The sequence below is a fragment of the Psychrosphaera aestuarii genome (assembly GCF_017948405.1).
Taxonomy (GTDB): domain Bacteria; phylum Pseudomonadota; class Gammaproteobacteria; order Enterobacterales; family Alteromonadaceae; genus Psychrosphaera; species Psychrosphaera aestuarii.
In genome coordinates this window covers 2833426-2858432 of sequence record NZ_CP072844.1, presented here as the reverse complement: position 1 = coordinate 2858432, position 25007 = coordinate 2833426, and the positions used below count along the sequence as shown (strand labels likewise).

Here is a 25007-nt window from a genome sequence, read left to right as displayed (position 1 = left end):
TTTAACGAATCATATTCTTTAATTGATTAAGTAAATCCCATGCCTGCCTTGGTGAAAGTTCATCTAGGTCGGTGCTCGCAATAATATCAGCAGCTTGTAACTTAGACATTTCTAATAACGACATTACAGGTGTTACTGAGTTATTGACAGTGGCACTGCGTAAGCTATCGCTAGGGCCATTTGGTAGCTCGCCGTGGGACTCTAATTGGACTAACTTTTGTTTCGCAAAACTCAACACTTCTTGCGGCAGACCCGCGAGTTTTGCCACCTGAATACCAAAACTCTTGCTTGCTGCACCATCTTGTACGGCGTGCATAAAAATAATGTCGTCTTGGTGCTCTTGAGCATTAAGATGGACGTTAATCACACCTTCAAGTGTATGTGCAAACTCGGTTAGCTCAAAGTAGTGGGTTGCAAAAAGCGTAAGCGACCGTAGTTTTGTCGCTAAATATTCAGCACTTGCCCATGCCAGGCTTAAACCATCATAAGTACTGGTTCCTCGTCCTATTTCATCCATCAAAACTAGAGAGTTTGGTGTCGCATTGTGCATTATGTTTGCTGTTTCTGTCATTTCTACCATAAAGGTTGAACGACCAGACGCCAGATCATCAGACGCCCCAATTCGAGTAAAGATTTTGTCAATTTCACCAATCTCAGCCTGGCTCGCGGGTACAAATGAGCCAATATTTGCCATTAAAGTAATTAGGGCAATCTGACGCATGTACGTCGACTTACCGCCCATATTTGGTCCAGTTATGATTGCCAAACGTCGCTCGTCACGCAAATCAACCGGATTTGAGATGAATGGCTCTGACATGACTTGCTCAACAACAGGATGACGACCTTCAGTAATATTTATGACTCTACCGCGAACTAAAGTTGGTTTATTGTAATTTAATGACTCTGCACGTTCTGCAAAGTTACATAATACATCTAATTGCGCGATTGCTTCGGCGGTGCGTTGCAGAGGTTGAATCACTTCAATTAACGAAGTGAGAAGTTCGTCATATAACTTCTTCTCAAGGGCTAGCGAACGACTTTGACTCGTTAATACTTTTTCTTCATGTTCTTTTAACTCTGGAACAATATAGCGTTCGTTGTTTTTTAGTGTTTGACGTCTAATATAATGCTCTGGTACTTGTGCCGAGTTTGCTTTGCTTACATCGATGTAAAAGCCATGTACCCGGTTATACCCTACTTTTAACGTTGCTATACCAGTTTGTTCGCGCTCTCTAGCTTCAAGCTCTTCAACAAACCGAGTAGCACCTGCACTTAGCTCTCTTAACTCATCAAGTTCTGGGCTGAACCCTTCTCGAATGACACCACCGTCTCGGATTAAGACAGGAGGGTTTTCAATAATTGCACTATTTAATAATTCAACAATAGTTGGCAAATCTTCGACTTGGTTTATCAGTGCACTAAGGCGACTTGCTTTTGCCAGATTCAGAGAAGCTTTCAGTAAAGGGATGACGGCTAATGAATTTCTTAAACGAGCTAGATCTCGAGGTCTTGCCGAACGTAATGCAAGCCTAGCGACAATTCGTTCAATATCACCGATTTGTTTTAAATAGTTTTGACCATCTTCAAAAATACCGCCTTGCATCAGTGCATCTACTGCATCTAGACGTGCTGAAACTTCAAGTTGCTCGCGACTGGGCATATGGATCCATCGTTTCAATAATCGGGATCCCATCGGCGTTGATGTTTTATCAAGTACACTCGCTAAAGTGTTGTCGTTACCACCAGATAAATTATGAGTTAGCTCTAAGTTTTTACGAGTAGCCGAATCGATCAAAATAGTAGTGTGTAACGACTCGATAGTAATATTACGAATGTGAGGCAATGCAGTACGCTGGGTATCTTTTACATATTGCATTAAGCAACCTGCAGCTGATAAACCGGCTGAATAATTTACTACGCCAAAACCAGTTAGCTCTTTAGTATTAAACTGTTGGTTCAATACACGATGCGCACTTTGCAGATCAAACTCCCAATCGGGTCTACGGCGAGCGCCTTTATCTCGATCTATAAAAGACGTATGTGAAAACGACTCTGGGTATAGTAGTTCGGCAGGTGATATTCTTGTTAACGTTGCTTGTAAGTCTGCGAGTTGTTCAAACTCGTTAAGTAAAAAACGACCACTATTTATGTCTAAATATGCAAGTCCAAACAAAACCCCTGTTTTGCCATTTTTCTCGAATACAGACGCAATTAAATTATCTTGTCGGTCAGGTAACAAATTTTCATCAGTTACCGTGCCGGGCGTAACAATTCTAACTACTTTACGATCAACAGGGCCTTTACTCGTGGCCGGATCACCTACTTGTTCACAGATTGCAACCGACTGCCCCATTTGCACCAGCCTTGATAAATAATTATCTACCGCATGATACGGTACACCCGCCATAGGGATGGGTTGACCATGTGCTGTGCCTCGCTTTGTAAGTGATATATCTAAAAGTTCAGAGGCGCGCTTAGCATCATCAAAGAACAACTCATAAAAGTCGCCCATTCGATAAAATAAAAGCACATTTTGATGGTCTTTTTTCAGTTTTAAAAATTGCTGCATCATTGGCGTTTGAGCTGCAATGCTTGCATCGCTGTATAAATCTATCATTACAAAGTATGGACTGACGGTTGACTATTAATATCGTATATTGTCACAGATCAGTTAACGAGTGTCTTGTAAAAATTGATTTTAGCGGCTTGAGGAGTGAAAAATGAACGGCTTTACCAACGCTAGACGTTTACTAGCAGAGCATTTATTGGAAAACGGATGGACCATCACTACGGCCGAGTCATGCACTGCTGGTGGGGTGTCTTCGGCAATTACAGATTTAGCAGGTAGCTCGGCATATTTTAACGAGGCTTACGTTACCTATAGTAATGAGGCGAAACATCGTTTATTGGGCGTAAGTAGGAATACATTGGATACTTATGGAGCGGTCTCGGAAGAAACGGTTGCAGAAATGGCGACAGGCGCTTTAAAAGCCGCCGATGCAAATATAGCAATTGCGGTGAGTGGAATAGCTGGACCAGGTGGCGGTACAGAATCTAAACCAGTTGGAACAGTTTGGTTTGCATTTGCAGTGTCTGTAACTAAAAATAATAAGGAAATTACGGTATACACTCACAGACAACAGTTCGATGGAGATCGACTTGCAGTAAGAAATAAGGCAGTGCAATTCTCATTAAATCAATTGGTTACGATTTTATTATAAAAATAATATAAAAAAGATTCTATACAGTATTGATACTGTTTAATTATACAGTATACTCATTCCATAAATTTTGGTGGAAGCCCAAACAAAGTCATTCCGGAGAGTTAAATGGACGCAAATAAAGAAAAGGCACTTGGTGCAGCGTTGCAACAAATTGAACGCCAATTTGGTAAAGGTTCAATTATGAAGCTAGGCGATAGCAAAGCACTAGATATAGAATCAGTGAGCACAGGTTCGCTAGGATTAGATATTGCATTAGGCATAGGCGGATTACCTTGTGGTCGTATTATCGAAATTTACGGTCCTGAATCTTCTGGTAAAACAACATTAACGCTACAAGTTATAGCGCAAGCACAGAAGCAAGGTAAAACTTGTGCTTTCGTTGATGCTGAGCACGCACTTGACCCAATTTATGCAGCTGCATTAGGTGTTAATGTTGATGAGTTATTAGTTTCACAGCCAGACACAGGTGAACAAGCTTTAGAAATTACCGATATGCTAGTTCGTTCAGGTGCTGTAGACGTTCTTATTGTCGACTCTGTAGCCGCGTTAACGCCAAAAGCTGAAATTGAAGGTGACATGGGTGACTCGCACATGGGTCTACAAGCTCGTTTAATGTCTCAAGCGCTTCGTAAACTAACAGGTAATATTAAGCGTTCAAACACACTTTGTATTTTCATTAACCAAATTCGTATGAAAATTGGTGTTATGTTTGGTAATCCAGAAACCACTACTGGTGGTAATGCATTAAAATTCTACGCATCAGTTCGCTTAGATATCCGTCGTATCGGTTCGGTTAAAGAAGGCGACGAGATTATTGGTAACGAAACTCGGGTTAAAGTTGTTAAAAACAAGGTTGCACCTCCGTTTAAACAAGCTGAATTTATTATCATGTACGGTAAAGGTATTTCTAAAGAAGGCGAACTTATCGATCTTGGCGTTAAAAATAACGTGGTTGATAAAGCAGGTGCTTGGTATGCATACAACGGCAGCAAAATTGGCCAAGGTAAAGCAAACTGTATTAAGTTCTTAAAAGAAAATACCGATATTGCGGAAGAAATTGAAACAAAATTAAGAGATATGTTGTTGTTACAAGCAACAATAAAAGATGAAGAACCAGAAGATAAAGACGCGACCTTAGAAGGTTAGTTCTTAGGTTTTCATTTAGTAAGATTGACCCTGTTAAAGTCGCCTCAGTTCAAGGCGGCTTTTTTTATGTAAATAAAAAGTAGTATTAATTAACCACTATTTACGACTAACGCCACATAACAATGTGACACTGACTAAAAACGATACTGCGCGGTTAACGCAAAAGACTTCTGTGTGTGTTTAGGTGTCCAGTTCAGCCAAAGTGTTCTGTTTGTATTATCACTAGTTGTAATGGTTAGCTCCGTACCTAGCTGCCAATTATCGCTGTATTCATAGCGATAACTTAACGTTACGCTTTTGCCGTCGCTACTATTTGGATCAAATTCATTATTATCTTTGTCTAAAACTCTAAAAGCGTCGTGGCGAATAGAATATCTATGTTGTGCGAGTTTATAATTTAGCATGACGTACCAGGCTCTAAAGTCGTTAAAAACGCCGTTTTCAATATCGCCCATTTTAGTTTTACCAGTCATTACTTGCGCAAGAAGTCTAAACTCACGATTAAACTTATGTAGCAAAGCCAAAGAGAAGAACTGTGTATCCCAACCATATTGCATATCTGATTCAATAGATAGCGGATCGGCATTGTTATCGTAGTAATAAGCACGGAGATCCGTTTTTCTTTGGTACTGAACGTGAAGGCCAACATAATAACCTACCCTATGATCGGTTTCGTCATTAATGTCGACGTAGGTCGGGTTGGGTGCCTCAACAGGTTGAAACTGAAAGTAATTGGCAAACCGAACTTTCTCCCCGATAAGTGTCTGACGGTTATGAATGGCCCAACCGCGCCAAGCTAATAGTGATGCTATGCCGTCATTTTGAGCGTAGGCAGAGACAACACCCGTATAGGTAAAATTGCTGTTGTGTGCTCGACCTGGCCGCTTGACTTGCCATTCTATACCTAAAGGTCTTACTTCTTCTGCAACCCAGCTGTTAATCGACGAAAAGTTAAAGGTATAAGGACTAGTCCAGCCAATATCTGAGTTCTCTAGTGAAAGTTGTGGATAAAAATAACCAACCTTTAACTCGTGTTTAATCTTGTTTGTTAGAGGCTTATATTTTATGTAGGCTTCATTTACACCAAGGTGTGTATCGCCATCTGGGGTGTATTGAGCAACAGCAAAAAACGATAAGTCATTAGTTAATTCATAGTCGATTTCAAGCAAGGCATGATTAAGGCGCGCGGTTATTTCATCGTCGTATCTGTGTACACCAACACCATTTTCAAACCATGGCTTTAACCAAGACTCAGGTGTTTCGTTGTAAAGTATGCTTGCGTCTATAACACCCTTGGTTGTTAAACCAGCGTTCGCGACGTTATTGAAAAGAAGACTGATCAATAATGCCGTTTTAATAGCGAATAGTTGCTTAATTTTAATCACCGTCACTCTTGCCGTTACCAAGTTTATCTTCGGTAGTAGTTACTTGCATGTCGACATTATGGAGTGGGGCGTAAATTCCTTTATTTTCATCTAACCAAGTTTCTAAAGTTAAAGAATCAACGGGTTTACTAATAAAATACCCTTGTGCTGTTTCTATATTTAGTTGCTTTAATTTCATTAAGCTACCTAAATCTTCAACACCCTCGGCAACTATAGTCATTCCAAGGTTGTGTGCCAAACTTGTTATAGATTTTACAATGATAAAGTCATCTTTGTTGCTAGCTAGGTCTAATACAAAGGACTTGTCTATCTTAAGTTCATCAACTGGCGCACGTTTAAGTTGCTCCATTGATGAGTAGCCCGTTCCAAAATCATCAATGGATAATTTAATAGACATACTTTTTAGCATGTTTAGCGCTTTCATTGCTTTATCAGCGTCAGCCATAATGGCGCTTTCAGTAACTTCTAAAATGAGCGACGTAGGTGTCACCTTATACTTTGCCAACAGTAAGCCAACAAAAGGAGGTAACTCTAAGTCAGACAAATCTACAGCCGATATGTTTACGGCCATTTTGATGTCATACCCAAGCTGTTTTAAACGAACGTGCTCGATTAGTGCTTGCTCAATTGCCCAGTGTGTTAAATGACGAATGTTACCTGTTTGCTCAGCCAAAGGAATAAAGTCATCAGGAAAAATGAAACCATGCTCTGGGTGACGCCAACGAACAAGCGACTCAACACTAACAACTTTACCTGACGCTATATCTATTTTAGGTTGGTAATTTAAAGTGAGTTGTCCTTCTTCTATGGCATTTTTGAGCTCAGTCATTAAGCTTAAACGAACAACAGAATATTTATTATTAGATGCGATATAACGAGCAATACTGTGGTGTTGTTCCTTCGATTCATACAAAGCGATGTCTGCATATTGCATTAACTGTTCTGCTAGTTTTGTATCATCGGGGTACAAAGAGATACCTATGCTGATTGATACATCTAGCGCTATTTCATTAACTAGGAATGGTTGTTCAAATAAGTTTTCAATTTGGCCTGCGGCAAGCATCGCTTCCTGTTCATTATTCACATTGATATAAGCCGCAAATTCATCACCATCTAGGTAGGCAATAAATGTGTTTCGCTGGGCATTATCCTCGAGACGGTGAGCAATCGCTTTGATGACGTCGTCGCCAAATTCGTGACCTAATGTATCATTTATGTCTTTAAATCGATCCACGTCCATCCACAATACGGCAAAGCGTTGCGCTTCATGCTGTGCTATTTGCTTTTTAACCTGCGACATAAAGTAGGTTCTGTTTGGAAGACCTGTTAATGAACTGAAGTACGCAAGTTGATGATTTTCCTTTTCCCTTTTTTGAATCGCACTTTGCATGCCTCCTAATGCTAACGATAATGTTTCTACTTCGTAGAGTGTTTTATCATGTTGAATATCAGGGTACTTGCCTTTTCTAATTTCGTTGGCGACATCAGCGAGAATACGAAGAGGTTTAGCAATACTTTTAGAAAATGAAAACGTCAAAAATGAAATAAGGATCATAATGACGGCAATAGCCACCGACAGTTGAAGTATTAAGTTGTCGTAATTTAAATGTGCCTCTGATTCTAGCAATGTAAAAAAAACGTTTATTGGTTGCTGGTTGATATGAGACAAGAAGGCTTGATAACTTATATATTTTTGGTTATCTAGAACTATAAGTTGTTGAAGCTTACGTTTTTGCTCTTCCTCTATAGAAGGAACACTTGAAAATCCTTGGTCTAGCTGCTCTGCGGTGAGCCCTTCAATGCTGCTAGCCATTACTCTTTTGTTAAATCGAATACTGACTTCAAAGTTAGTTATTTTTCTAATATCAGCAGAAAAAAGACGAGATACATTTATGCCAGTAACAATATATGCGTTGGGCTTAGGTATTCTTTCAACCTCTTTAATTCCTTTAATCGAAATTAAATATAACTGTTGATTAATTAAACCAAATCGCAATTTTCCGCTTTTTGATCCAGTCACTATCTCTTCATTTAATGGCAGGGTACTAACAACCGGAGTTTTATCTTGGTCTAATACCGAAATAAAATCGGAGCCTAGCCGTGTCTGGTAGTTTGTTAAAGCTAGTTTAAGCGAGTTAGGATCTTTTTTACCGCCTAGTATTAGACTTTTTAAATTAAAGTTTTTACTCGCCGTCTCAAGTCCGCCATCTAAGTTTAACGCTTCGGCTTCTAATCGGTATAACAGTACCGAGTATGAGCTCTCAAATTGATTATCAATTTGCTTGGTAGAGTGACCGTATGTTTGTTTTAACGTAACCGCAAGTACAGCACTGACGGTAACAATAAGTGCGAATAAAAAAAGAAAAAAATTGCGATTTTGTAAAGAACGAAAGTTAATACGCGTCAAATTCGTCGCCTTCTTCAAAACTATCGGTAGCATTTAACATTGCATGTTTTAATTGAATGGTGATGTTTTTATTTCCAGATATGGATACTTTATCAACCCTTTGTAGATCACTTTTTTGTAGCAAAGGATTATAGAGACGAACTTCATAATCACCGTCTGGCAATTCAAGTTGTAAAAAACCAGACTCGTTTGTTTTAGAAAAGTACGGAGTATCAACAACATATACATAGCCTAGCATCCAGTCGTGGATATTACAGCCTAGCGTAACTGTGCCCGCTTGTTCAAATGGCAGAGGCTCAGGTTTTTGGTCTTTATACAGTTTTAGCTCAAATGTCTTAGCTTCAGAGAACGAATAAACATGGTGTTTAACATTGTCTGAATTAGGAAAACTGATGTTCGCACCTTTTTGCGCCATTAAGATGTGAGGCGAAAATTGTGTATCAATTTGATTCATTACCTGAGGCACTGGTTCTTTGTCTTTGTCGTGATTTTTACCTAATAATGTTAAGGAAACTCCAACGTTTGGAACAGACTGGTGTTTATTAGACAGTACTAAAATATCAACCTTATTAGCAAAAGTATTACTGCTAAAAGTTGTCGCTAATAAAATTATAAATACACTTGTCGCAAGCACTATACATTTATAGGAAAAAGAGTTGAACGACATGATGACCTCATCAAAAAAGCAATAATTTCAGTGTACGGATATTGTTTACGATAGGCAAAAAATAATTGATATGAAATATGTTAAGGCACGATTTAAATTTTATTATTAATTAAAACATGCCTTTATCTAGTTTGAGTAATATGATTAAACTGCGTTTACACAATAAGGTCGTAACTTTCCCGAAGTATATCTATGATTTCTTGTTTGGGGTTATTGCTCAATATCAGCTTTGTTCCAGTAATTTTTTCGGCAATATTTAGGTAAGTTTTCGACACGTCCATTAGTACACTGGTAGGTAGTGAATTATTTCTAGCAAGAGCGTTACGTTCATCCATTCTATTTTTGTTTAACAGGATGTCTGCATCAGGGAAATAATTTAGCAATACCTGACGAAAACCTTCTTTGGAGTTTTCAACAACCTTGCCATTGCGATATGCCTCCCCATCCCAAATGCGAGATGAATCTGGCGTGCCAACTTCATCCATATATATAAGCTTTTCTTGTTGCTGTGAATCTTTTACGTAACCGAATTCAAACTTCGTATCGATAAATATTTGTCCAATTTTAGCAAGCTCATCAGTAATTAATGAAAATCCATCTTTTAAAAGCGTTTGGTATAAAGACACATCTTCAATACTTTTAAAATTAAAAGATGAGTAATTATTAACTATATCTGCATTGCTAATATTCGCATCATCCGCTTCAGGTACGTTTGGAATACCCTTAAGTATGCCTTTAGTAGAAGGTGTTATTAAAATTTGATCTAGTTTTTGGTCTTTGGTGAGGCCTTCAGGTAAGGTGATGCCACAAAACTCTCGTTCACCTTTTTCGTAGCTGCGCCACATTGAGCCGGTTATGTATTGGCGAGCGATTGCTTCAATCATAACGGGCTTAGCTTTTTGCACAATCCAAACAAATGGATGGGGAATATCCAAAATATGACTATCAGCTAACCCATTCTCTTTGAATAATTTAAACCAATGATTAGAAATCGCATTAAGAGCGGCACCTTTACCAGGCACACCATTTAGTCCGTTTTCTCCATGCCATACACAGTCAAAGGCAGAAATACGATCACTTATTACCATAATAGCTAATGGCGTGTCTTCGGCTACGTCGTATCCTTTATCTCTAATTAATCGGCTACTATCTTCGGCCGTAAGCCAGTACACAGAGCGCACTTTTCCACTATGGACAGGAAGATTGGTTTTTATAGGAAGATCATCGTTTACCGCTAATACTGATTGAGCCAAATTCATTGGAATAGTTTCCATTTAGGTGAGGAAGCAAATTTGGCTTTAAAGTTTAGCAAAATGCGTCAAGAAATAGAAAATAAAAAAGGCCGATAATCGACCTTTTTCATATATTTATCTTGGTGTCGCTTAAAGTTTAAATTTAGAAGCGGCCTCAAGTAAGTCATCAGATAATGTATGTAGGCTTTTCGAGACATCACGTATGCCATCAAGTGCCTCTAATGAACTGCCGATTGATTTATTCATGTCATTAACATTCATCATTACAGTATTAGCAACTGAGGTTTGTTCTTCGGTTGCCGTAGCAATCTGAGTGTTAAGGCCATTAATTGTGTTGATATGGCCTGCGATTTTGTTAACAGACTCACCCGTTTGAGCGGCATACTCTTCGTTTCGCTCCGCTTGGGCGCTAGCACTTTCCATTGAGTCAACAGAGGCGGTAGCAGCTTCTGTTAGCGCGTTTAACAACTCTCGGATTTCAGTAGTTGATTTTGATGTTCTTGATGCAAGCTCTCGAACTTCGTCGGCAACAACTGCGAAACCACGGCCTTGTTCGCCAGCACGTGCTGCTTCAATTGCCGCATTCAATGCCAACAGGTTAGTCTGTTCAGCAATAGAAGTAATAACGTCAAGAATTTGATTAACGTTTTGAGTATCTTGAGCCAATTTATGGATAACTGAAGATGCGCCCTTTATTTCACTGTTCAATGCTTGAGAAACTGCCATAGACTGGTTAAGAATGTCTAAGCTTTGGTTCGCTTCTTTCTCTGCGTTTTCTGTAGCAACCGCTGCTTCGTTTGCAGAGTTAGATATTTCATTTACGCTTTGATTCATCTCTTCCATGGACTGTTTAACCATTTCTGAGTCTTCGCTTTGCTTATGCATCGCAGACTCAGCAACTTCCATACGTTGAATCAGGCGTGTTGAGTTATCAAGCAGAGGTTGAACAACCGCCATAACATCACTAATGGCCGCACGTAAGACTTCCATGAAGCCATTGAAGTTCTTCGACATTTGACCAATTTCGTCTTCGCTTGTCACATTCAGGGTCGAGTTTAAATCGCCGTCGCCCTTAGCAAGCTCACCAAGAGTCTCGGCCGCATCCGACGCGGCTTGGCGAATGACTCTACCAATAAAGACACCAAGAATAACGATTAAAATAACCAGCACAACCGATACGATAATACTTTGCATGATGGTGTTTTCAGAACGTGCTTTCGCATTTTCAGCGAGTTCTACGTACTCACGATCTGACTGAGACTTGTATTGCTCGAGGTTGTCATTTAGTTGCTTGAACAACTCAGCTTTTTCAGAAGACTTTTGTTGAATAACTGAAAAATCAGCATCGCCACTTAAGAACGTGGTTACTATTTCTTTTGCTGTAATGTTGTATTTTTCTAACGTTTGCTCGAATTGTTCTAATTTAGAACGATTTGCTTTATCTAGTTTAAGAATGCTTTCAATGTTCTTTTTTAATATCTCATATTCCGCGTCAGCTTTGCTGATAAGCTCTTCGTCACCGAAGGAGACGGCTTGGCTATAAAATTCGTCAATTCTGTTGATGATAAATGAATTAGCCGTAGAGATTTTTGCTATTTGATAACGACGGTCTTTTAGGTCGTCAATATTTTTATTATTTTCTTGGCTAGCGAGCGCATTTAAAACAATAACGACGATCAGAGCGATTAGCGCGATCAAGGTAATAACATTGATCTTTATGAAAACACTGAGATTTTGGAATTTATTCACACTTAATCTACCTATAGATTTATCGAAAGCATTAAATATATCGGCTTAAGCCGCCAGCTCTTTAACAATAAAGAGCTGAATAATGTTTCTATGGTTATAATTTGACCATAACTGCTTGTAACGACTTAAGTTTAGACAAAGAATTTGATCTAACAAGGCAAACTGCAAATAAATATCTAACTTCGAATGCCAATGCCTTTATTAATCAATGTCATTGCGACAGTAAAAAATATAATTACAAAAATAACAATCATACTTATCGCAACAGATAGATTGACATCAGACACGCCTAAAAAGCCATACCTAAAAGCGTTAACCATATAAACAATTGGATTAGCTTTGGAAACAGTTTGCCAAACGTCTGGTAGTAGACTTAAGCTGTAAAATACGCCGCCTAAATAAGTTAGCGGCGTTAAAATAAAGGTTGGAATAATTGAAATGTCATCAAACGAATTTGCGAATATTGCGTTTATTAATCCAGCCAATGAAAACACCATAGAAGTCATTAATACGGTAATAATTAGAATCGGGATGCTGTGAATTTGAATATCTACAAACAATAAGGACACGCAGGTAACAATTAAGCCAACGAGCAAGCCGCGTAGCATGCCGCCGCCAATAAAGCCCAATACAATAACGAAGTTAGGCACTGGTGCTACAAGCATTTCTTCGATATTGCGCTGAAATTTAGCACTAAAAAATGAACTAGCGACATTGGAATACGAATTGGTTATTACCGACATCATAATAAGGCCCGGGACAATGAATGACATGTAATCATACCCACCCATTTCGCCAATTCTAGATCCAATTAAATTACCGAAAATAACAAAGTAAAGGGTCATAGTAATGGCCGGTGGCACTAAAGTTTGAACCCAAATACGTAAAAATCGAGTGCACTCTTTTATTAAAATTGCCTTTAATGCAACTGAATAACTGCCCATTATGCGTTCGCTCCTTTTTTACCATCTTCCACTAGTCGTACAAATAGCTCTTCTAAACGATTGGCTTTGTTTCTCATACTTAATACTTGAATGCCTTGTTCTGTCAGTTGCGTAAATACACTATTTAAGCCTTGCCCTTTCATAACATCAACTTCGATGGTGTGGTTGTCTTTTGTTTTTGAAGTAAAACCTTCAATAGTTGGTGCGTCATTAAACTCAGATGTATCTAATACAAAGGTTTCAACATTAAGTTTGGCGAGTAAGTTTTTCATTGATGTATTTTCACCAATAACGCCTTTATCAATAATGGCGATATTACGACACAACATTTCCGCTTCTTCCAGATAATGTGTGGTTAGAATAATAGTTATGCCTTCATCGTTTAACTGTTGTAAGGCTTCCCACATACTGCGGCGAATTTCAATATCCACGCCAGCGGTCGGCTCATCTAATATTAAAAGTTTTGGTTCGTGCATGAGTGCACGGGCTATCATTAAGCGTCGCTTCATGCCTCCCGATAACGCTCGGGCTTGAGAGTCACGTTTTTCCCAAAGATCAGTTTGCTTCAAATATTTCTCAGCACGTTCCAGAGCTATTTTTCGTTCTACTCCATAATAACCTGCTTGATTAACAACAATCTGCAAAACCGTTTCAAACTGATTAAAATTAAACTCTTGCGGTACTAAGCCAATATGAGATTTTGCAAGTTCAAGCTCTGAATCAATATCATGGCCAAATACTTTAACCGTACCTGAAGACTTATTGACTAATGAACTGATGACACCAATGGTGGTTGATTTACCCGCTCCGTTTGGTCCAAGCAGTGCGAAAAAATCACCTTCTTGGACATTTAGTGTAATGCCCTTTAACGCTTCAACGGTTCGATTTTTCGAGTGGTAAGTCTTTTTTAAATCTTTAATTTCTAATGCGTACATAGACGTAATTATTCTCAATATTGTCGATTAATGAGTATAGCCCCAACGAGGCACTAATGTTTGTTCGATTTGTAAGTGGTCTAACACCCTAGCAACCATAAATTGTACAAGATCATTGATGCTTTTAGGGTGATGATAAAAGCCTGGAGCTGCGGGCATAATAGTGACGCCCATGTTAGACAGCTTAAGCATGTTTTCTAGATGGATAGAAGAGAAAGGTGTTTCCCTTGGTACCAAAATTAGTTGTCCGCGTTCTTTAATTACAACATCAGCCGCACGTTCAATGAGGTTATCTGAGCTACCTGTTGCGATAGCCGATAATGTGCCGGTTGAACAGGGCAATACTACCATTTGCTTAGGAGCAGCTGAACCAGATGCAGGAGGACTAAACCATTGCTCCTTGCCTAAAACTTCAATTTGATGTTGCTTAGCTGAAAAATAGCTTGTACACCATTCGGTTGCTTGACTTGGGCTACCTGGAATATCGAGTTCCATTTCGGTCTTTAAAACGACCTTGGCTGCGGACGATAACAGTAAAAATACTTTAATATCTTGATTAATTAATTGCTGAATAAGCTCTATTGCATATGGCGCACCGGACGCACCTGTCATAGCAATGGTAATTCGTCGTTTGAAAGAATTATCCATATAGGATTCAGCATTATTTTGAGACATGAAAAAATTAACCCTTTTGCGTTATCACTTGTTTTAATTGTTGGTGAATACCACCAAAACCGCCGTTACTCATCACCACTATATGGTCATTGGGTTTAATTAGTTCAACCACACGTTCAATAATAGCATCAATACTACTGAAGATTTTGGTTGGTGTATGATTTAGCGACTGATCTAACTGCCAAGTGCTATCACTGTTAAATATCAATACTTCATCAGCATCCTGCCAAGAGGACGCGAGAGTATGATTATGCACGCCCATTTTCATGGTATTAGATCTTGGCTCTAGAATGGCGATAATACGTTGATTGCCAACGTTGGCTCGAAGCCCAGCAAGTGTTGTTTTAATTGCAGTAGGGTGATGAGCGAAATCGTCATACAAGGTTATGTTATTGTGTTGCATCAACACTTCCATACGGCGCTTAGCATTGGTAAACGAGCTTAAAGCCTTGATGCAGGCGCTAATATCCATACCACAGTGCCTAGCCGCAGCAAGTGCAGCGAGACCGTTGTGAACATTATGTAGGCCGGTGAGCTGCCATTCAACCGTCCCAATTAATTCGCTTTTAAGGTATACCTCGAACTTACTACCGTCATATAAATCTAGTGCATTTGGCTTTATCGAAACTTGCCAATCGGAGTCACCGTTGGTGGACAAACCTGAAGTGCTAATGGTTTCTCGAGGGCTCCAACATCCTAATTTTAGTGCAGACTCAATGTGTGTTTCGTCTGGGTTAGAAATCAATAAACCATTATTTGGTAAAATGCGCACGAGATGATGGAACTGAGTTTTTATGGCATCAATGTCTTTAAATATGTCTGCGTGGTCAAATTCTAAGTTATTGATAATAAGTGTTTTAGGAAGGTAATGAACAAATTTACTGCGTTTGTCGAAAAATGCCGTGTCGTATTCGTCAGCTTCGATAACAAAAAATGGACTGTCGCCCAAGCGCGCTGACACGTCAAAATTTCCAGGCACTCCACCAATTAAATAACCAGGGTTCATTCCGCAAGACTCTAACAGCCATGCAACCATACCGGCGGTAGTAGTTTTCCCATGAGTACCAGAGGCTGCAACTACCCATCGATGTTGGAGGACTTCTCGTTTCAACCATTCTGGTCCGGAGGTATAAGGCAAATTACGAGCTAATACATATTCGACAGCGGGATTGCCTCTCGACATTGCATTACCGATAATAACGAGATCCGGCTCTGGCTTAAACTGTTGTTCATCCCAACCCGTCGTTAAAGCAATACCTAACTGCTCTAGCTGTGTAGACATGGGTGGATAAACATTTAAATCTGAACCAGTCACGTGATGACCCAGTTGTTTAGCAATAGCTGCAATACCGCCCATGAAGGTGCCACAAATGCCTAGAATATGTATATGCATAAATAAAATCTGTTCGTTAAATTGGAGAGCCAGGAGGTAGTTTACTGATATCCACTAGTGGTAGCCACTTTCTGTGTTCAAAATACCAAGACAAGTGATGACTTAACAAACGATAATAGCCTCGCTGACCTGAGCTAACATCGAAAGAGACTTGTTTTAACCAACTATTAAGCTGTGATAATTCATTAAACAAATCGGCTTTCACTTCAACAGGGGTTTTATCTGAGTTAAGAGTAGAGACTAATATTTCAATTGTTAGTGCGCCAACTCTCTGTTGAACAGCAGACTCTAGACCTACAGAAGCTTTGCTTTTAACTGTAGTTGCAATTATTGTTTGTAGGTACTCACCTACCGTTAGGTATCCGCTATTTAGATTTGCTTGCTGGGCAATTCTTGCAAGACGAGCCGGCTGTAACAATCCAGACAAGGTGTGGTTTGCACTCGCCGCAGCTAGGGTTACGGGGTCAAATGCTAGCCCAGTTTTATTTGGGCCGCTCTCCCTATTACGATAACTACCGTATGCTTTAGGCGGAATGACATCAATAATAGAGGTTGGTAATGTCAGAGTTTTAGCATGTAGAGTCTTCAGTAACGACGCTAAGGCTTGTGATTGTTGCTCAACATTTACCGGACTTACATCGGAAACACTATTTGGCTCTTTTATCGCATAATTATATTCAAGCCCACCAATTAACTTCACTGCAGCTGTTGTTTGATAACGATGGAAGTAATAAATAGGCATTAATATTTCTTCAAGATCCGATATGGGTTGGTTAGGAGCTAAGTTATCTAGACCAAATTTCGCAAGCGCAAGCTTACGTATTGCCATTACTCTATCTAGTTCTGCAGCCGGGTTTTTTCCGTTGTCCCATAAGTGTCCACTAGGGTGCGCGCCACTTAACGGTCGAGCATCAGAGTCAGACATATAAAGCAAACCTTGCGCTCTTGTTTTTGAAATTAACTCACTAAGCGCTGTGGTTTCTTCTTCTTTGGATGAAAACTGTTGATAACCGTACTTAATAACATATTTGTCCCACTCGCCAATGCCTTCGGAATAGGCATCAGACAAATCTATTTTGTCATCTACTATCTTTACATAAGGATGCGGATAGTCCATTACCGAGGCTCTATTATTTGCTGACGCAGCAAAGTTATGGGCAATACCGAGAGTGTGACCAATTTCATGAGCCGCAAGTTGGCGAATTCGAGCTAAGGCCATGTCTTTTATTTTACTGGTATCGTTATCTACAGAGTTCTTAAATGGTCCAGTTAACCCTTGTGCTAGCAGGTAATCATGTCTAACGCGCAATGAACCTAGCGTAACGTGTCCCTTTATTATTTCGCCAGTTCTAGGATCTATGACTGATGCGCCATAACTCCAACCACGAGTTGCTCTGTGTACCCACTGAATTGTGTTATAACGGACATCCATTGGATCCGCTCGTTCGGGTAACATTTTAACCTGAAAACCGTTTTTAAAGCCGGCTGCTTCAAATGCTTCTGTCCACCATCTCGCGCCTTCGAGTAAAGCCGTGCGAACTGGTTCAGGTGTACCTGGATCAAGGTAATAAACGATAGGTTCTTTATCATTAAGTCGATGGCGTGGGATAACTTTTACATTCATGCTGTTATCTAATGAGGCCGCATAATCTTTGTGGCTAATGCTCCAGTAACCGCTAAACGGATGAAATGCGCGTGCCTGATAGTTATCATCTGGAAGTTTAACCAAAGAATGATGCATATGGACGGTAATATTATGCGCATCAGGAGCAACTTGACGAACGTATTGGCCTGGTGAACTCCCACTAAATGAAACAATGGACTCTAGTTCTGTATTTTTAGGAAATGACTTACTTCGAGCAAAATTTACAGCGCTGCGGTTTTTAACAACCGAGTAATTACCTTGCTTTTGTGCTTTTAATTTACGCGCAACGCCGTGAATATCACTTAATAAGAATGGCGTGTAGTCGATGAGAGACGTGCCTCTGTCTTTGGCGATTATTTCAAATCCAAAAATAACAGACTTAGCAAAGGCCTCTTCAACACTTTTTTGCTCTGCGCGGTTATCACTATTTGCTCGGTAATCTGTATTAAGTTGCGTCAGTAAAACCTTATTGCCGTAACTTTCGAACTGCACTACTCGTGTGTCACCCAGTTGGCCTCGGTCAAGACCAATATCGTTTGAGCCTAAGCCATGAGGCAAGCTACTTTGAAACAGGAATGGTTCTTTTTGCTCTTCAATTTGTAAATAAATTTTGTCACTTTTTTTATCGTAGAAAAATGTGAAGTATCCTTCAACTTTCAACATGCCGGATGTGAAATCCTTAACGGACTTAATCTCAGCAAATGTCACGCTTGTCATAAAAAAAGCAAACAAAGTGATTATACTAAGTAGGTAGCGACTCATTCTCATTGGTCATCCTTAAACTTTTATAGTTTTTAGAAGGTTGGCAAAATTTACGTTTAAGTGTGCCGTAGTTTATGAATTATGTGAACCAATAACTCACAACTGAAAACCATTATGAAAGTGAGGTTGAAAGTTTTCATAAAATAATTCCAAAAAACTGCAACTCACGTAAAAAAATGGTTAGAATAGCGCCATCTAAAAGTTACGCTTGGATTTATTGATTTTGTCCAGGCACGATATTGACTTAATTGTTGATAAGTTTGGCTTGTTAACTGATCAAATCCATAAAAGGCTTTAAATACAATGAAAAGACTAGCTCCTGAGTTACGAAAAGAAGGCGTTGAACTAGACCTGATTTCTTTAATTAGAACCATATTAGCGGCGTGTAAAGATATCTCTTTTCGAGTAGGGCAAGCGGATTTGTCTGGTGTATTAGGCTCTACCTTAAATGAAAACATTCAAGGTGAAACACAGAAAAAACTAGATATATTGTCTAATCAACTTCTCAAAGATATGTTGTTAGAGTCTGGTTTTGTAAGGGCGATCGCGTCAGAAGAGGAAGATTACATTGTTGAAGGTCAGCATGGTGGTCGGTTTTTAGTAGCATTTGACCCGTTAGATGGCAGTTCTAATATAGATGTAAATAGCTTAACTGGTACGATATTTTCAATTCTTCCGGTACCAGAAGATAAGTTAGATGGAGCGCCAATTACCGAACAAGACTTTTTACAGCCGGGACGTAATCAGGTTGCTGCGGGTTATGTTATGTATGGCCCATCTACAATTTTAGCGCTGACTACTGGCAAAGGTGTACATTTTTATACGTTAGATAAAACCCATGGCTCGTTTTTGAAAACACGCGAAGACATCGCAATACCTGAAGAAACGCAAGAGTTTGCCATAAACAGTTCTAATCAGCATAAATGGGATATCCCAATGCAGCGTTATATTCGTGACATCCTTGATGGCAAGGCGGGTATTCGAGGCAAAAACTTTAATATGCGCTGGATAGCTTGCATGGTTGGTGACGTACATCGAATTTTATGTCGTGGAGGCATCTTTACTTATCCTCGCCATACTGACAATCCTGACAAGCCAAACAAATTACGTTTATTATACGAAGCAAACCCTATGGGTTTATTAGTTGAGCAAGCTGGTGGCCTGATTTCGACGGGCGAGCAGAATATTTTGGATATTCAGCCTACGGAACTTCATCAACGAGTACCGGTTATTTTAGGCTCCAAACAAGAAGTTAAAATCTGCCTTGATTACCACAATCAATAAGTAATATCAGCGTCATGTTCATCATTGAATGTGGCGCACCTTCTCCTCGTACTATTCATTTGTTTATTATCGATATTTGTTGCTCGAATTTTTAATTGATTTGGTTATAATTCACGCCATCATTTTTACTATTTATAAACGTGCCTAGGTACGTAGCCAAATTAATTTATCAAAGGTGTGATATGCCAAATTATGTAGTGGGCCATAAGGTTCCAGATTCAGACTCTATTTGTTCTGCCATCGCGTTGTCTTATTTAAAAACTGAACTTGGTCAAGAAACTGTGCCTGCACGTTTAGGTGAGTTGTCACCTGAAACTATGTTCATTTTAAATCGTTTTGGCTTTGAGCAACCTGAGCTTAAATTAAGCTATGCTGGAGAAAGCCTTTATATTGTTGATCACTCAGATCGTGTACAAGGTCCAGACGATATCGACGATGCGACTATCTTAGGCATTATTGATCACCACAAACTTGGCGACATCACCACATCTACACCATTAGAGTGTTGGATTCGTCCGGTTGGTTGTACAAATACTATCATTAAAATGATGTATGACTTCGAAGGCATCGCTATCCCTAAAGATATAGCTGGTGCAATGATGATGGCTATTTTAAGTGATACTGTTTTATTTAAATCGCCAACGTGTACAACTGCAGATATAAAATGCGTTGAAGCACTAGCGGAAATTGCAGGTGTTGAAGATTACATGGATTTAGGCATGGAAATGTTTAAAGTAAAATCTGACGTAGAAGGTACGCCTGCACGTGACCTTGTGCTTCGTGATTTTAAAGACTTTAACATGAAAGGACAGTTGGTTGGTATTGGTCAGTTAGAAGTGATTGACCTTGCCATGCTAGATGAAATGAAAGACGACTTACATGCTGACCTTCAAGCATTAAAAGAGGAAGGCAATCGTCATTCCGTAATTTTATTGCTAACAGATATTATGAAAGAAGGTTCAGAACTTTTAGTCGTTTCAGACGATCCAAGCGTAATAGAAAAAGCATTTGATGTAACTTTGGTTAACAATCGTGTGTGGATTGACGGCGTTCTAAGCCGTAAAAAACAGGTAGTGCCACCATTACAAGATAGCTTTGTTGCTTAGTTTCCTAGTGTAAGATTTGGTCTTACGTAAAACATTAAGCCGTGATTGTTATCGCGGCTTTTTTGTTTAATAAAACAAATAATTTGGAGTGTAGATGTGACGCGTTTGAGTCCTAAGGTTTTTTTACTAGCGATGGCCTTTATTTTACCGTTTGTTTTTGCGGTTTGGGCTACCTTGCTCAATAACTTCGTCATTGAAAAAGCGGCTTTTACCGGTGCCGAGATTGGTATGTTGCAGTCAATCCGAGAGATACCAGGATTTTTAGCGTTCACGGCTATTTATATTTTGCTTTTTATAAAAGAGCAACGATTTGCAATATATTCAATAGCGGTATTGAGTATAGGCGTCGCATTTACCGGTTATTTCCCTACTGAGTACGGTTTGTACGTGACGACCTTTATAATGTCTATCGGCTTTCATTATTACGAAACAACGCAGCAGAGCCTCACTTTGCAATGGGTCGATAAAAAAGAGTCTGCACATTTTTTAGGACAAGCCTTAGCGATGAAGTCATTTGCATCATTACTGGCTTTTGGCGGCATTTGGGTGTTAATGGAATGGCTTGAGGTAACCTACAAAACGACTTACTTAATTGCAGGTGGTGTTGGTTTTGCGGTGGCATTATTGCTATTTTTTGGCTTTCCTATGTACGAACAACCTCATGTGCAAACTAAAAAAATAGTGCTTAAAAAGAACTACATGCTTTACTACGCGTTAACTTTTCTAAGTGGCGCTCGAAGACAAATCTTTATGGTCTTTGCCGGCTTTATGATGGTTGAAAAGTTTGGTTACAGTGTTGGTGAAATTAGTTTGCTGTTTGGCGTCAACTACATATTTAACTTGTTATTTGCCAGTAAAATAGGGCAGTGGGTTGGAAAAATCGGTGAGCGTCGAGCGTTAACCTTTGAATATGTTGGACTTATATTTGTATTTGTCGGCTATGCATTAGTCGAAACCGCAGAAATTGCCGCAGCCTTGTATGTCATTGATCATATGTTTTTCGCGTTGGCCATTGCCATAAAAACGTACTTTCAAAAAATTGCTGATCAAAAGGATATAGCCGCTACAGCCTCTGTTAGCTTTACAATTAACCATATTGCGGCAGTAATAATACCCGTGATGTTAGGTTTAGTATGGTTATATTCAAGTACTTTAGTGTTTATGATTGGAGCGTCTTTTGCAATCTGTAGCCTTATTATTAGTCAGTTGATCCCAGATCAACCTAGTGAGGATAAACCATTTAGATTTAGCACAAGCCCAAAACCAAAACCAATAGACTTTAATGCAAAGTAAAATGTTTAAACGACAAGGCTTAGGCTTCAGACGAAACAAAAACTATATGGTTAAGAAGGGGGGGTTACGTGAAGCGTTAGTCGACCAGCAAGTACTAATCATTCATCAAGCAATTGCGAAAAAGTTAGTGGCATGTCATCAGCAAGGTGATCATCAATATGAAATTAAAATGTTAGAAACGATGAATAAACGCCGTGATGAAGGTCGAATGAAATATGGCGAATACCTAACATGGCAAAGTCTATTAGAAATAATTGGCAACTCTGATGATTTTATTAAGGGCATGTTAGAAGACTCTCCTCAAATGCGAAAATATCGTCGTAGAACGCCTTGTGTAGGGATTCTAACAGAAGAAGAACGAACATTAGCTCTAGAAATAGGTACAAGCGAACAAATAGACAATGCTCGTTTTTAAGCATTGACACAAGCTTTCAGTTACTTACAATCAGATAACGATTACAGGGAGCGGAACCGCGGTTAGATCGTGAATATAGAACATCTGAACAAACTGCTATTTGAAAAGGCAAATACACTATCGTCAATTGCAAGTGGTCAAGCTAGTCACGAACAATTGGATCAAGTGTGCCTGGATTTAGAGAATACGATTTCTATTCCGAATGCACAGTGTGCAATTTTTGAGAAAATAGGCGACAACTTTTATTTTATAGCCGCTCCGAGCAATAAAATCGAAAGATTAAATGACATTGATGAAGTCCCTCTTTCTTATTTTGGGTATAAACCTGATAGGCCAGCGTCTTTCGACTTGAAATACCGCTCCTTTGAACTTGAGTCTAATATACAGACTCCGAGTGAGCCAACTGCAACACCTTCTTCTCCAACAAACATTTTACATACTGTTGGCGTGCCTATTATTAATGATGACAATTGTTTGATTGGACTTATGGTTCTTTTTTCTAATCAGGAGCTAGCTGTTAATCGAAGGCAAGTAGAGTTTTTAAAGTTTTTTAGCCATTTTACATCAGCGATACTAACGGCTATAACTGCATCGAGAGACAACGAACTAAAAATTGAAGCGTTAAAAAAGAGTAATGAAAAATTTCGAGCATTCACCAAAGTAATGCCAGACTTAGCTTTGATCATTGACGAAACTGGTTTGTACGAAGATGTTCACGGCTCGCCAGATAACTTAGTTTATATTTCCGCTACAGAGATTATTAACCAAAATGTAAATGATATTTTTCCGCCAGCAGACGCGGAAAAAATAATGTCAGTTATAGGTGCTGCATTAGCCACAGACAAAACCCAAGAATATGAATACTCCATTCAAGGTGACTCTGGAGTAGCTATATTTGAAGGTCGTATTACGCCCATTCATTATAATACCGATGAGTCAGAAAAAGCCAAGCATGTGCTTTGGATGGCCAGAGACGTAACTGAGGCAAAAAAAACACAAAAGAAAGTAAAGCAATTAGCTTATTTTGATCCTCTGACGCAGCTACCAAATCGTAGAATGTTTAATGAACGTTTAGAGCTTACCGTTGATAGCAAAGCGATGTCGCAAGAGTTTGGGGCTATTTTGTTTTTAGACTTAGATGAATTTAAGCGCATTAACGACTCGTTAGGGCACTCAGCGGGTGATAAGCTGCTAAAAGATGTATCCGAGCGATTGCGTTCTACATTAAGAAAAAGCGACATCTTAGCCCGCATTGGTGGTGATGAGTTTGTTATTTTGGTAGAGAATGTCGGAAAAACACTCGAACAGGCGCAGTTAGAAATATCAATTGTTGCAAATAAAGTTCAAGACGCTTTTACAGCTAAGTTTGAAATTGAAGAATTAGTCTTTCAAGTATCTTGTAGTATTGGCATTTGCGTTATCGATGGCACAACAAACGCGCAAAACATTATGAAATTTGCCGATACCGCGATGTATAACTCAAAACGGCAAGGGGGGAATAGTTATAGTTATTATGATCCTCAAAAACAAACGCTACTAGATAGGCAGTTAACCTTCGAATCTGACATTGTTTCTGCTATTGAAAATCGACAATTTTGTGCCTTTTTTCAACCTCAAGTCGACCGTTATGGCAAATTATGCGGTGCAGAGGCGCTTATAAGGTGGCTTCACCCTGACAAAGGCATGATTCCTCCAGATGAGTTTATTTCAGTAGCAGAACAATTTGGCTTGATACAAAGTTTACAAGATATTGTTCTTGAAGATATATGTAAGCTAATTAAAACCCTAGAAGTGGAAGCTATTCTTCCTCAAGACTTTAAGGTTTCAATAAATATTAGCCACTCACAATTCAAGTCGACAAATTTCAGACGTTTGTTAATGGATACATTAGATAAATTTAATGTGGATCCTAGCTTTATCACTCTTGAAATCACAGAGAGCATGCTTTCTCATGATATTTCACAAACAGTTCAACAAATGAATGAAATCGCTAGAACAGGTTTTACATTTTCAATTGATGATTTTGGCACGGGTTATTCAAACTTATCGAATTTACATGCTTATCCGGTTCAAGAGCTGAAAATAGATAAATCATTTGTCGATCGAATATTAGATAGTTCTGGTTTGAGCATAGTCGAAACCATCATTAGCCTAGCAAAAAACTTAGAGATGCGTGTGGTTGCTGAAGGTGTTGAGGATGAAAAACAAGTCGCTGTACTAAAAGGAAGAGATGTTGATATTCTGCAGGGTTATTATTTTTCTAAGCCACTGCAGTTTGAAGACTACGTACAGTGGCATAAGAACAATTTATTAGCTTTTTAACAACTCATCTTTATCTACTAAATGTTCGGTTAATTGGTCTCGTTCGTTGTCTGTGATAGCTGACGATGTGTTGGTCTTATAGTCAAACTTGACCATTACACATTCACCCCAAGCGACTCGCGAGCCTTGTTGCCACACTTCTTGCAAAATATTTAATGAAGAACGGCCTATTTTACTGACATGAGTCCGTATCTCGACTTCATGTTTGTAATGAATCTGTGCTACGTAATTAACCTCAATTTTGGCAATAATTAAATTCCAATTATCTAAGTCTTGCGTTGGATTAAAAATTTTAAATATACCAGGGCGTGCACTTTCAAACCAAACGGGTATCACAGTGTTATTGATATGTGCTAGTGCGTCCGTCTCTTGAAATCGGGGTTGGATTTTTATAGCAAACAT

19 protein-coding genes are annotated in these 25007 nt (G+C 39.1%); 7 read left to right on the top strand and 12 right to left on the bottom strand.

Annotated elements, in window-relative coordinates; genetic code table 11:
- Nucleotide 1: 1 nt before the first annotated feature.
- Nucleotides 2–2617, bottom strand: coding sequence for a DNA mismatch repair protein MutS (mutS, locus tag J9318_RS12940; protein ID WP_244731711.1), 2616 nt, complete (start codon nt 2615–2617; stop codon nt 2–4).
- 103 nt (nt 2618–2720) lie between these two features.
- Here mutS and J9318_RS12935 point away from each other — a divergent pair, with 103 nt between their 5' ends.
- Both J9318_RS12935 and recA read left to right on the top strand, forming a co-directional pair.
- Nucleotides 2721–3221 carry a CinA family protein gene (locus J9318_RS12935; RefSeq protein ID WP_210560301.1) on the top strand — a complete coding sequence of 167 codons (501 nt, stop codon included), beginning with the start codon at nt 2721–2723 and terminating at the stop codon, nt 3219–3221.
- Between the two features lie 108 nt (nt 3222–3329).
- A complete protein-coding gene (gene recA, locus J9318_RS12930; protein ID WP_210560300.1) occupies nt 3330–4370 on the top strand; it encodes a recombinase RecA in 1041 nt (346 codons plus the stop codon).
- A gap of 134 nt (nt 4371–4504) precedes the next feature.
- Here the strand turns inward: recA and J9318_RS12925 are convergent, their stop codons facing one another.
- The 10 genes from J9318_RS12925 to J9318_RS12880 all read right to left on the bottom strand — a co-directional run bounded on the left by J9318_RS12925 (nt 4505) and on the right by J9318_RS12880 (nt 18191).
- Nucleotides 4505–5755 carry a hypothetical protein gene (locus J9318_RS12925; RefSeq protein ID WP_210560299.1) on the bottom strand — a complete coding sequence of 417 codons (1251 nt, stop codon included), beginning with the start codon at nt 5753–5755 and terminating at the stop codon, nt 4505–4507.
- Nucleotides 5748–8162 carry a bifunctional diguanylate cyclase/phosphodiesterase gene (locus J9318_RS12920; protein WP_210560298.1) on the bottom strand — a complete coding sequence of 805 codons (2415 nt, stop codon included), beginning with the start codon at nt 8160–8162 and terminating at the stop codon, nt 5748–5750. The genes J9318_RS12925 and J9318_RS12920 overlap by 8 nt, the downstream gene beginning before the upstream one ends.
- The gene (locus J9318_RS12915; protein WP_210560297.1) at nt 8149–8829 is read right to left on the bottom strand and encodes a methylamine utilization protein; all 681 of its coding nucleotides are present in this window, start codon (nt 8827–8829) and stop codon (nt 8149–8151) included. The genes J9318_RS12920 and J9318_RS12915 overlap by 14 nt, the downstream gene beginning before the upstream one ends.
- Before the next feature lie 155 nt (nt 8830–8984).
- A complete protein-coding gene (locus tag J9318_RS12910; RefSeq protein WP_210560296.1) occupies nt 8985–10088 on the bottom strand; it encodes a phosphoribosylaminoimidazolesuccinocarboxamide synthase in 1104 nt (367 codons plus the stop codon).
- A gap of 123 nt (nt 10089–10211) precedes the next feature.
- Nucleotides 10212–11831, bottom strand: a complete 1620-nt coding sequence (locus tag J9318_RS12905; protein ID WP_210560295.1) for a methyl-accepting chemotaxis protein — start codon at nt 11829–11831, stop codon at nt 10212–10214.
- A 176-nt stretch (nt 11832–12007) separates the two neighbouring features.
- Entirely contained in the window at nt 12008–12775 is a 768-nt protein-coding gene (locus J9318_RS12900; protein WP_210560294.1) for an ABC transporter permease, read from the bottom strand.
- Complete coding sequence (locus tag J9318_RS12895; RefSeq protein ID WP_210560293.1) at nt 12775–13710, bottom strand: ABC transporter ATP-binding protein; 936 nt, start codon at nt 13708–13710, stop codon at nt 12775–12777. The genes J9318_RS12900 and J9318_RS12895 overlap by 1 nt, the downstream gene beginning before the upstream one ends.
- A 27-nt stretch (nt 13711–13737) precedes the next feature.
- Nucleotides 13738–14385, bottom strand: a complete 648-nt coding sequence (locus tag J9318_RS12890) for a flavin prenyltransferase UbiX (protein ID WP_244731708.1) — start codon at nt 14383–14385, stop codon at nt 13738–13740.
- A gap of 7 nt (nt 14386–14392) precedes the next feature.
- Nucleotides 14393–15778 (bottom strand): UDP-N-acetylmuramate:L-alanyl-gamma-D-glutamyl-meso-diaminopimelate ligase, encoded by a 1386-nt coding sequence (gene mpl / locus J9318_RS12885; RefSeq protein WP_210560292.1) that lies wholly within the window; start codon nt 15776–15778, stop codon nt 14393–14395.
- Nucleotides 15779–15794: 16 nt separating this feature from the next.
- Nucleotides 15795–18191: a zinc-dependent metalloprotease gene (locus J9318_RS12880; protein ID WP_210560291.1), complete on the bottom strand. Its 2397-nt coding sequence runs from the start codon at nt 18189–18191 to the stop codon at nt 15795–15797.
- Nucleotides 18192–18488: 297 nt separating this feature from the next.
- Here J9318_RS12880 and J9318_RS12875 point away from each other — a divergent pair, with 297 nt between their 5' ends.
- The 5 genes from J9318_RS12875 (at nt 18489) to J9318_RS12855 (ending at nt 24605) form a co-directional block, all read left to right on the top strand.
- Complete coding sequence (locus J9318_RS12875) at nt 18489–19469, top strand: class 1 fructose-bisphosphatase (RefSeq protein ID WP_210560290.1); 981 nt, start codon at nt 18489–18491, stop codon at nt 19467–19469.
- A gap of 182 nt (nt 19470–19651) precedes the next feature.
- Entirely contained in the window at nt 19652–20575 is a 924-nt protein-coding gene (locus J9318_RS12870; protein WP_210560289.1) for a manganese-dependent inorganic pyrophosphatase, read from the top strand.
- A gap of 132 nt (nt 20576–20707) precedes the next feature.
- Nucleotides 20708–21868: an MFS transporter gene (locus J9318_RS12865; protein ID WP_210562459.1), complete on the top strand. Its 1161-nt coding sequence runs from the start codon at nt 20708–20710 to the stop codon at nt 21866–21868.
- 1 nt (nt 21869) lies between these two features.
- Nucleotides 21870–22283 carry a hypothetical protein gene (locus J9318_RS12860; protein ID WP_210560288.1) on the top strand — a complete coding sequence of 138 codons (414 nt, stop codon included), beginning with the start codon at nt 21870–21872 and terminating at the stop codon, nt 22281–22283.
- Nucleotides 22284–22352: 69 nt separating this feature from the next.
- Nucleotides 22353–24605 (top strand): putative bifunctional diguanylate cyclase/phosphodiesterase, encoded by a 2253-nt coding sequence (locus J9318_RS12855; RefSeq protein WP_210560287.1) that lies wholly within the window; start codon nt 22353–22355, stop codon nt 24603–24605.
- Here the strand turns inward: J9318_RS12855 and J9318_RS12850 are convergent.
- Nucleotides 24594–25007 (bottom strand): acyl-CoA thioesterase, encoded by a 414-nt coding sequence (locus J9318_RS12850; RefSeq protein WP_210560286.1) that lies wholly within the window; start codon nt 25005–25007, stop codon nt 24594–24596. The two genes, J9318_RS12855 and J9318_RS12850, sit on opposite strands and share 12 nt — an antisense overlap.

Coding starts and splice junctions, on each gene's coding strand:
- mutS (WP_244731711.1), bottom strand. CDS start 2,617: ATGATAGATTTATACAGCGATGCAAGCATTGCAGCTCAAACGCCAATG.
- J9318_RS12935 (WP_210560301.1), top strand. CDS start 2,721: ATGAACGGCTTTACCAACGCTAGACGTTTACTAGCAGAGCATTTATTG.
- recA (WP_210560300.1), top strand. CDS start 3,330: ATGGACGCAAATAAAGAAAAGGCACTTGGTGCAGCGTTGCAACAAATT.
- J9318_RS12915 (WP_210560297.1), bottom strand. CDS start 8,829: ATGTCGTTCAACTCTTTTTCCTATAAATGTATAGTGCTTGCGACAAGT.
- J9318_RS12910 (WP_210560296.1), bottom strand. CDS start 10,088: ATGAATTTGGCTCAATCAGTATTAGCGGTAAACGATGATCTTCCTATA.
- J9318_RS12900 (WP_210560294.1), bottom strand. CDS start 12,775: ATGGGCAGTTATTCAGTTGCATTAAAGGCAATTTTAATAAAAGAGTGC.
- J9318_RS12895 (WP_210560293.1), bottom strand. CDS start 13,710: ATGTACGCATTAGAAATTAAAGATTTAAAAAAGACTTACCACTCGAAA.
- J9318_RS12890 (WP_244731708.1), bottom strand. CDS start 14,385: ATGTCTCAAAATAATGCTGAATCCTATATGGATAATTCTTTCAAACGA.
- mpl (WP_210560292.1), bottom strand. CDS start 15,778: ATGCATATACATATTCTAGGCATTTGTGGCACCTTCATGGGCGGTATT.
- J9318_RS12880 (WP_210560291.1), bottom strand. CDS start 18,191: ATGAGAATGAGTCGCTACCTACTTAGTATAATCACTTTGTTTGCTTTT.
- J9318_RS12875 (WP_210560290.1), top strand. CDS start 18,489: ATGAAAAGACTAGCTCCTGAGTTACGAAAAGAAGGCGTTGAACTAGAC.
- J9318_RS12870 (WP_210560289.1), top strand. CDS start 19,652: ATGCCAAATTATGTAGTGGGCCATAAGGTTCCAGATTCAGACTCTATT.
- J9318_RS12865 (WP_210562459.1), top strand. CDS start 20,708: ATGGCCTTTATTTTACCGTTTGTTTTTGCGGTTTGGGCTACCTTGCTC.
- J9318_RS12860 (WP_210560288.1), top strand. CDS start 21,870: ATGTTTAAACGACAAGGCTTAGGCTTCAGACGAAACAAAAACTATATG.
- J9318_RS12850 (WP_210560286.1), bottom strand. CDS start 25,007: ATGTTTGCTATAAAAATCCAACCCCGATTTCAAGAGACGGACGCACTA.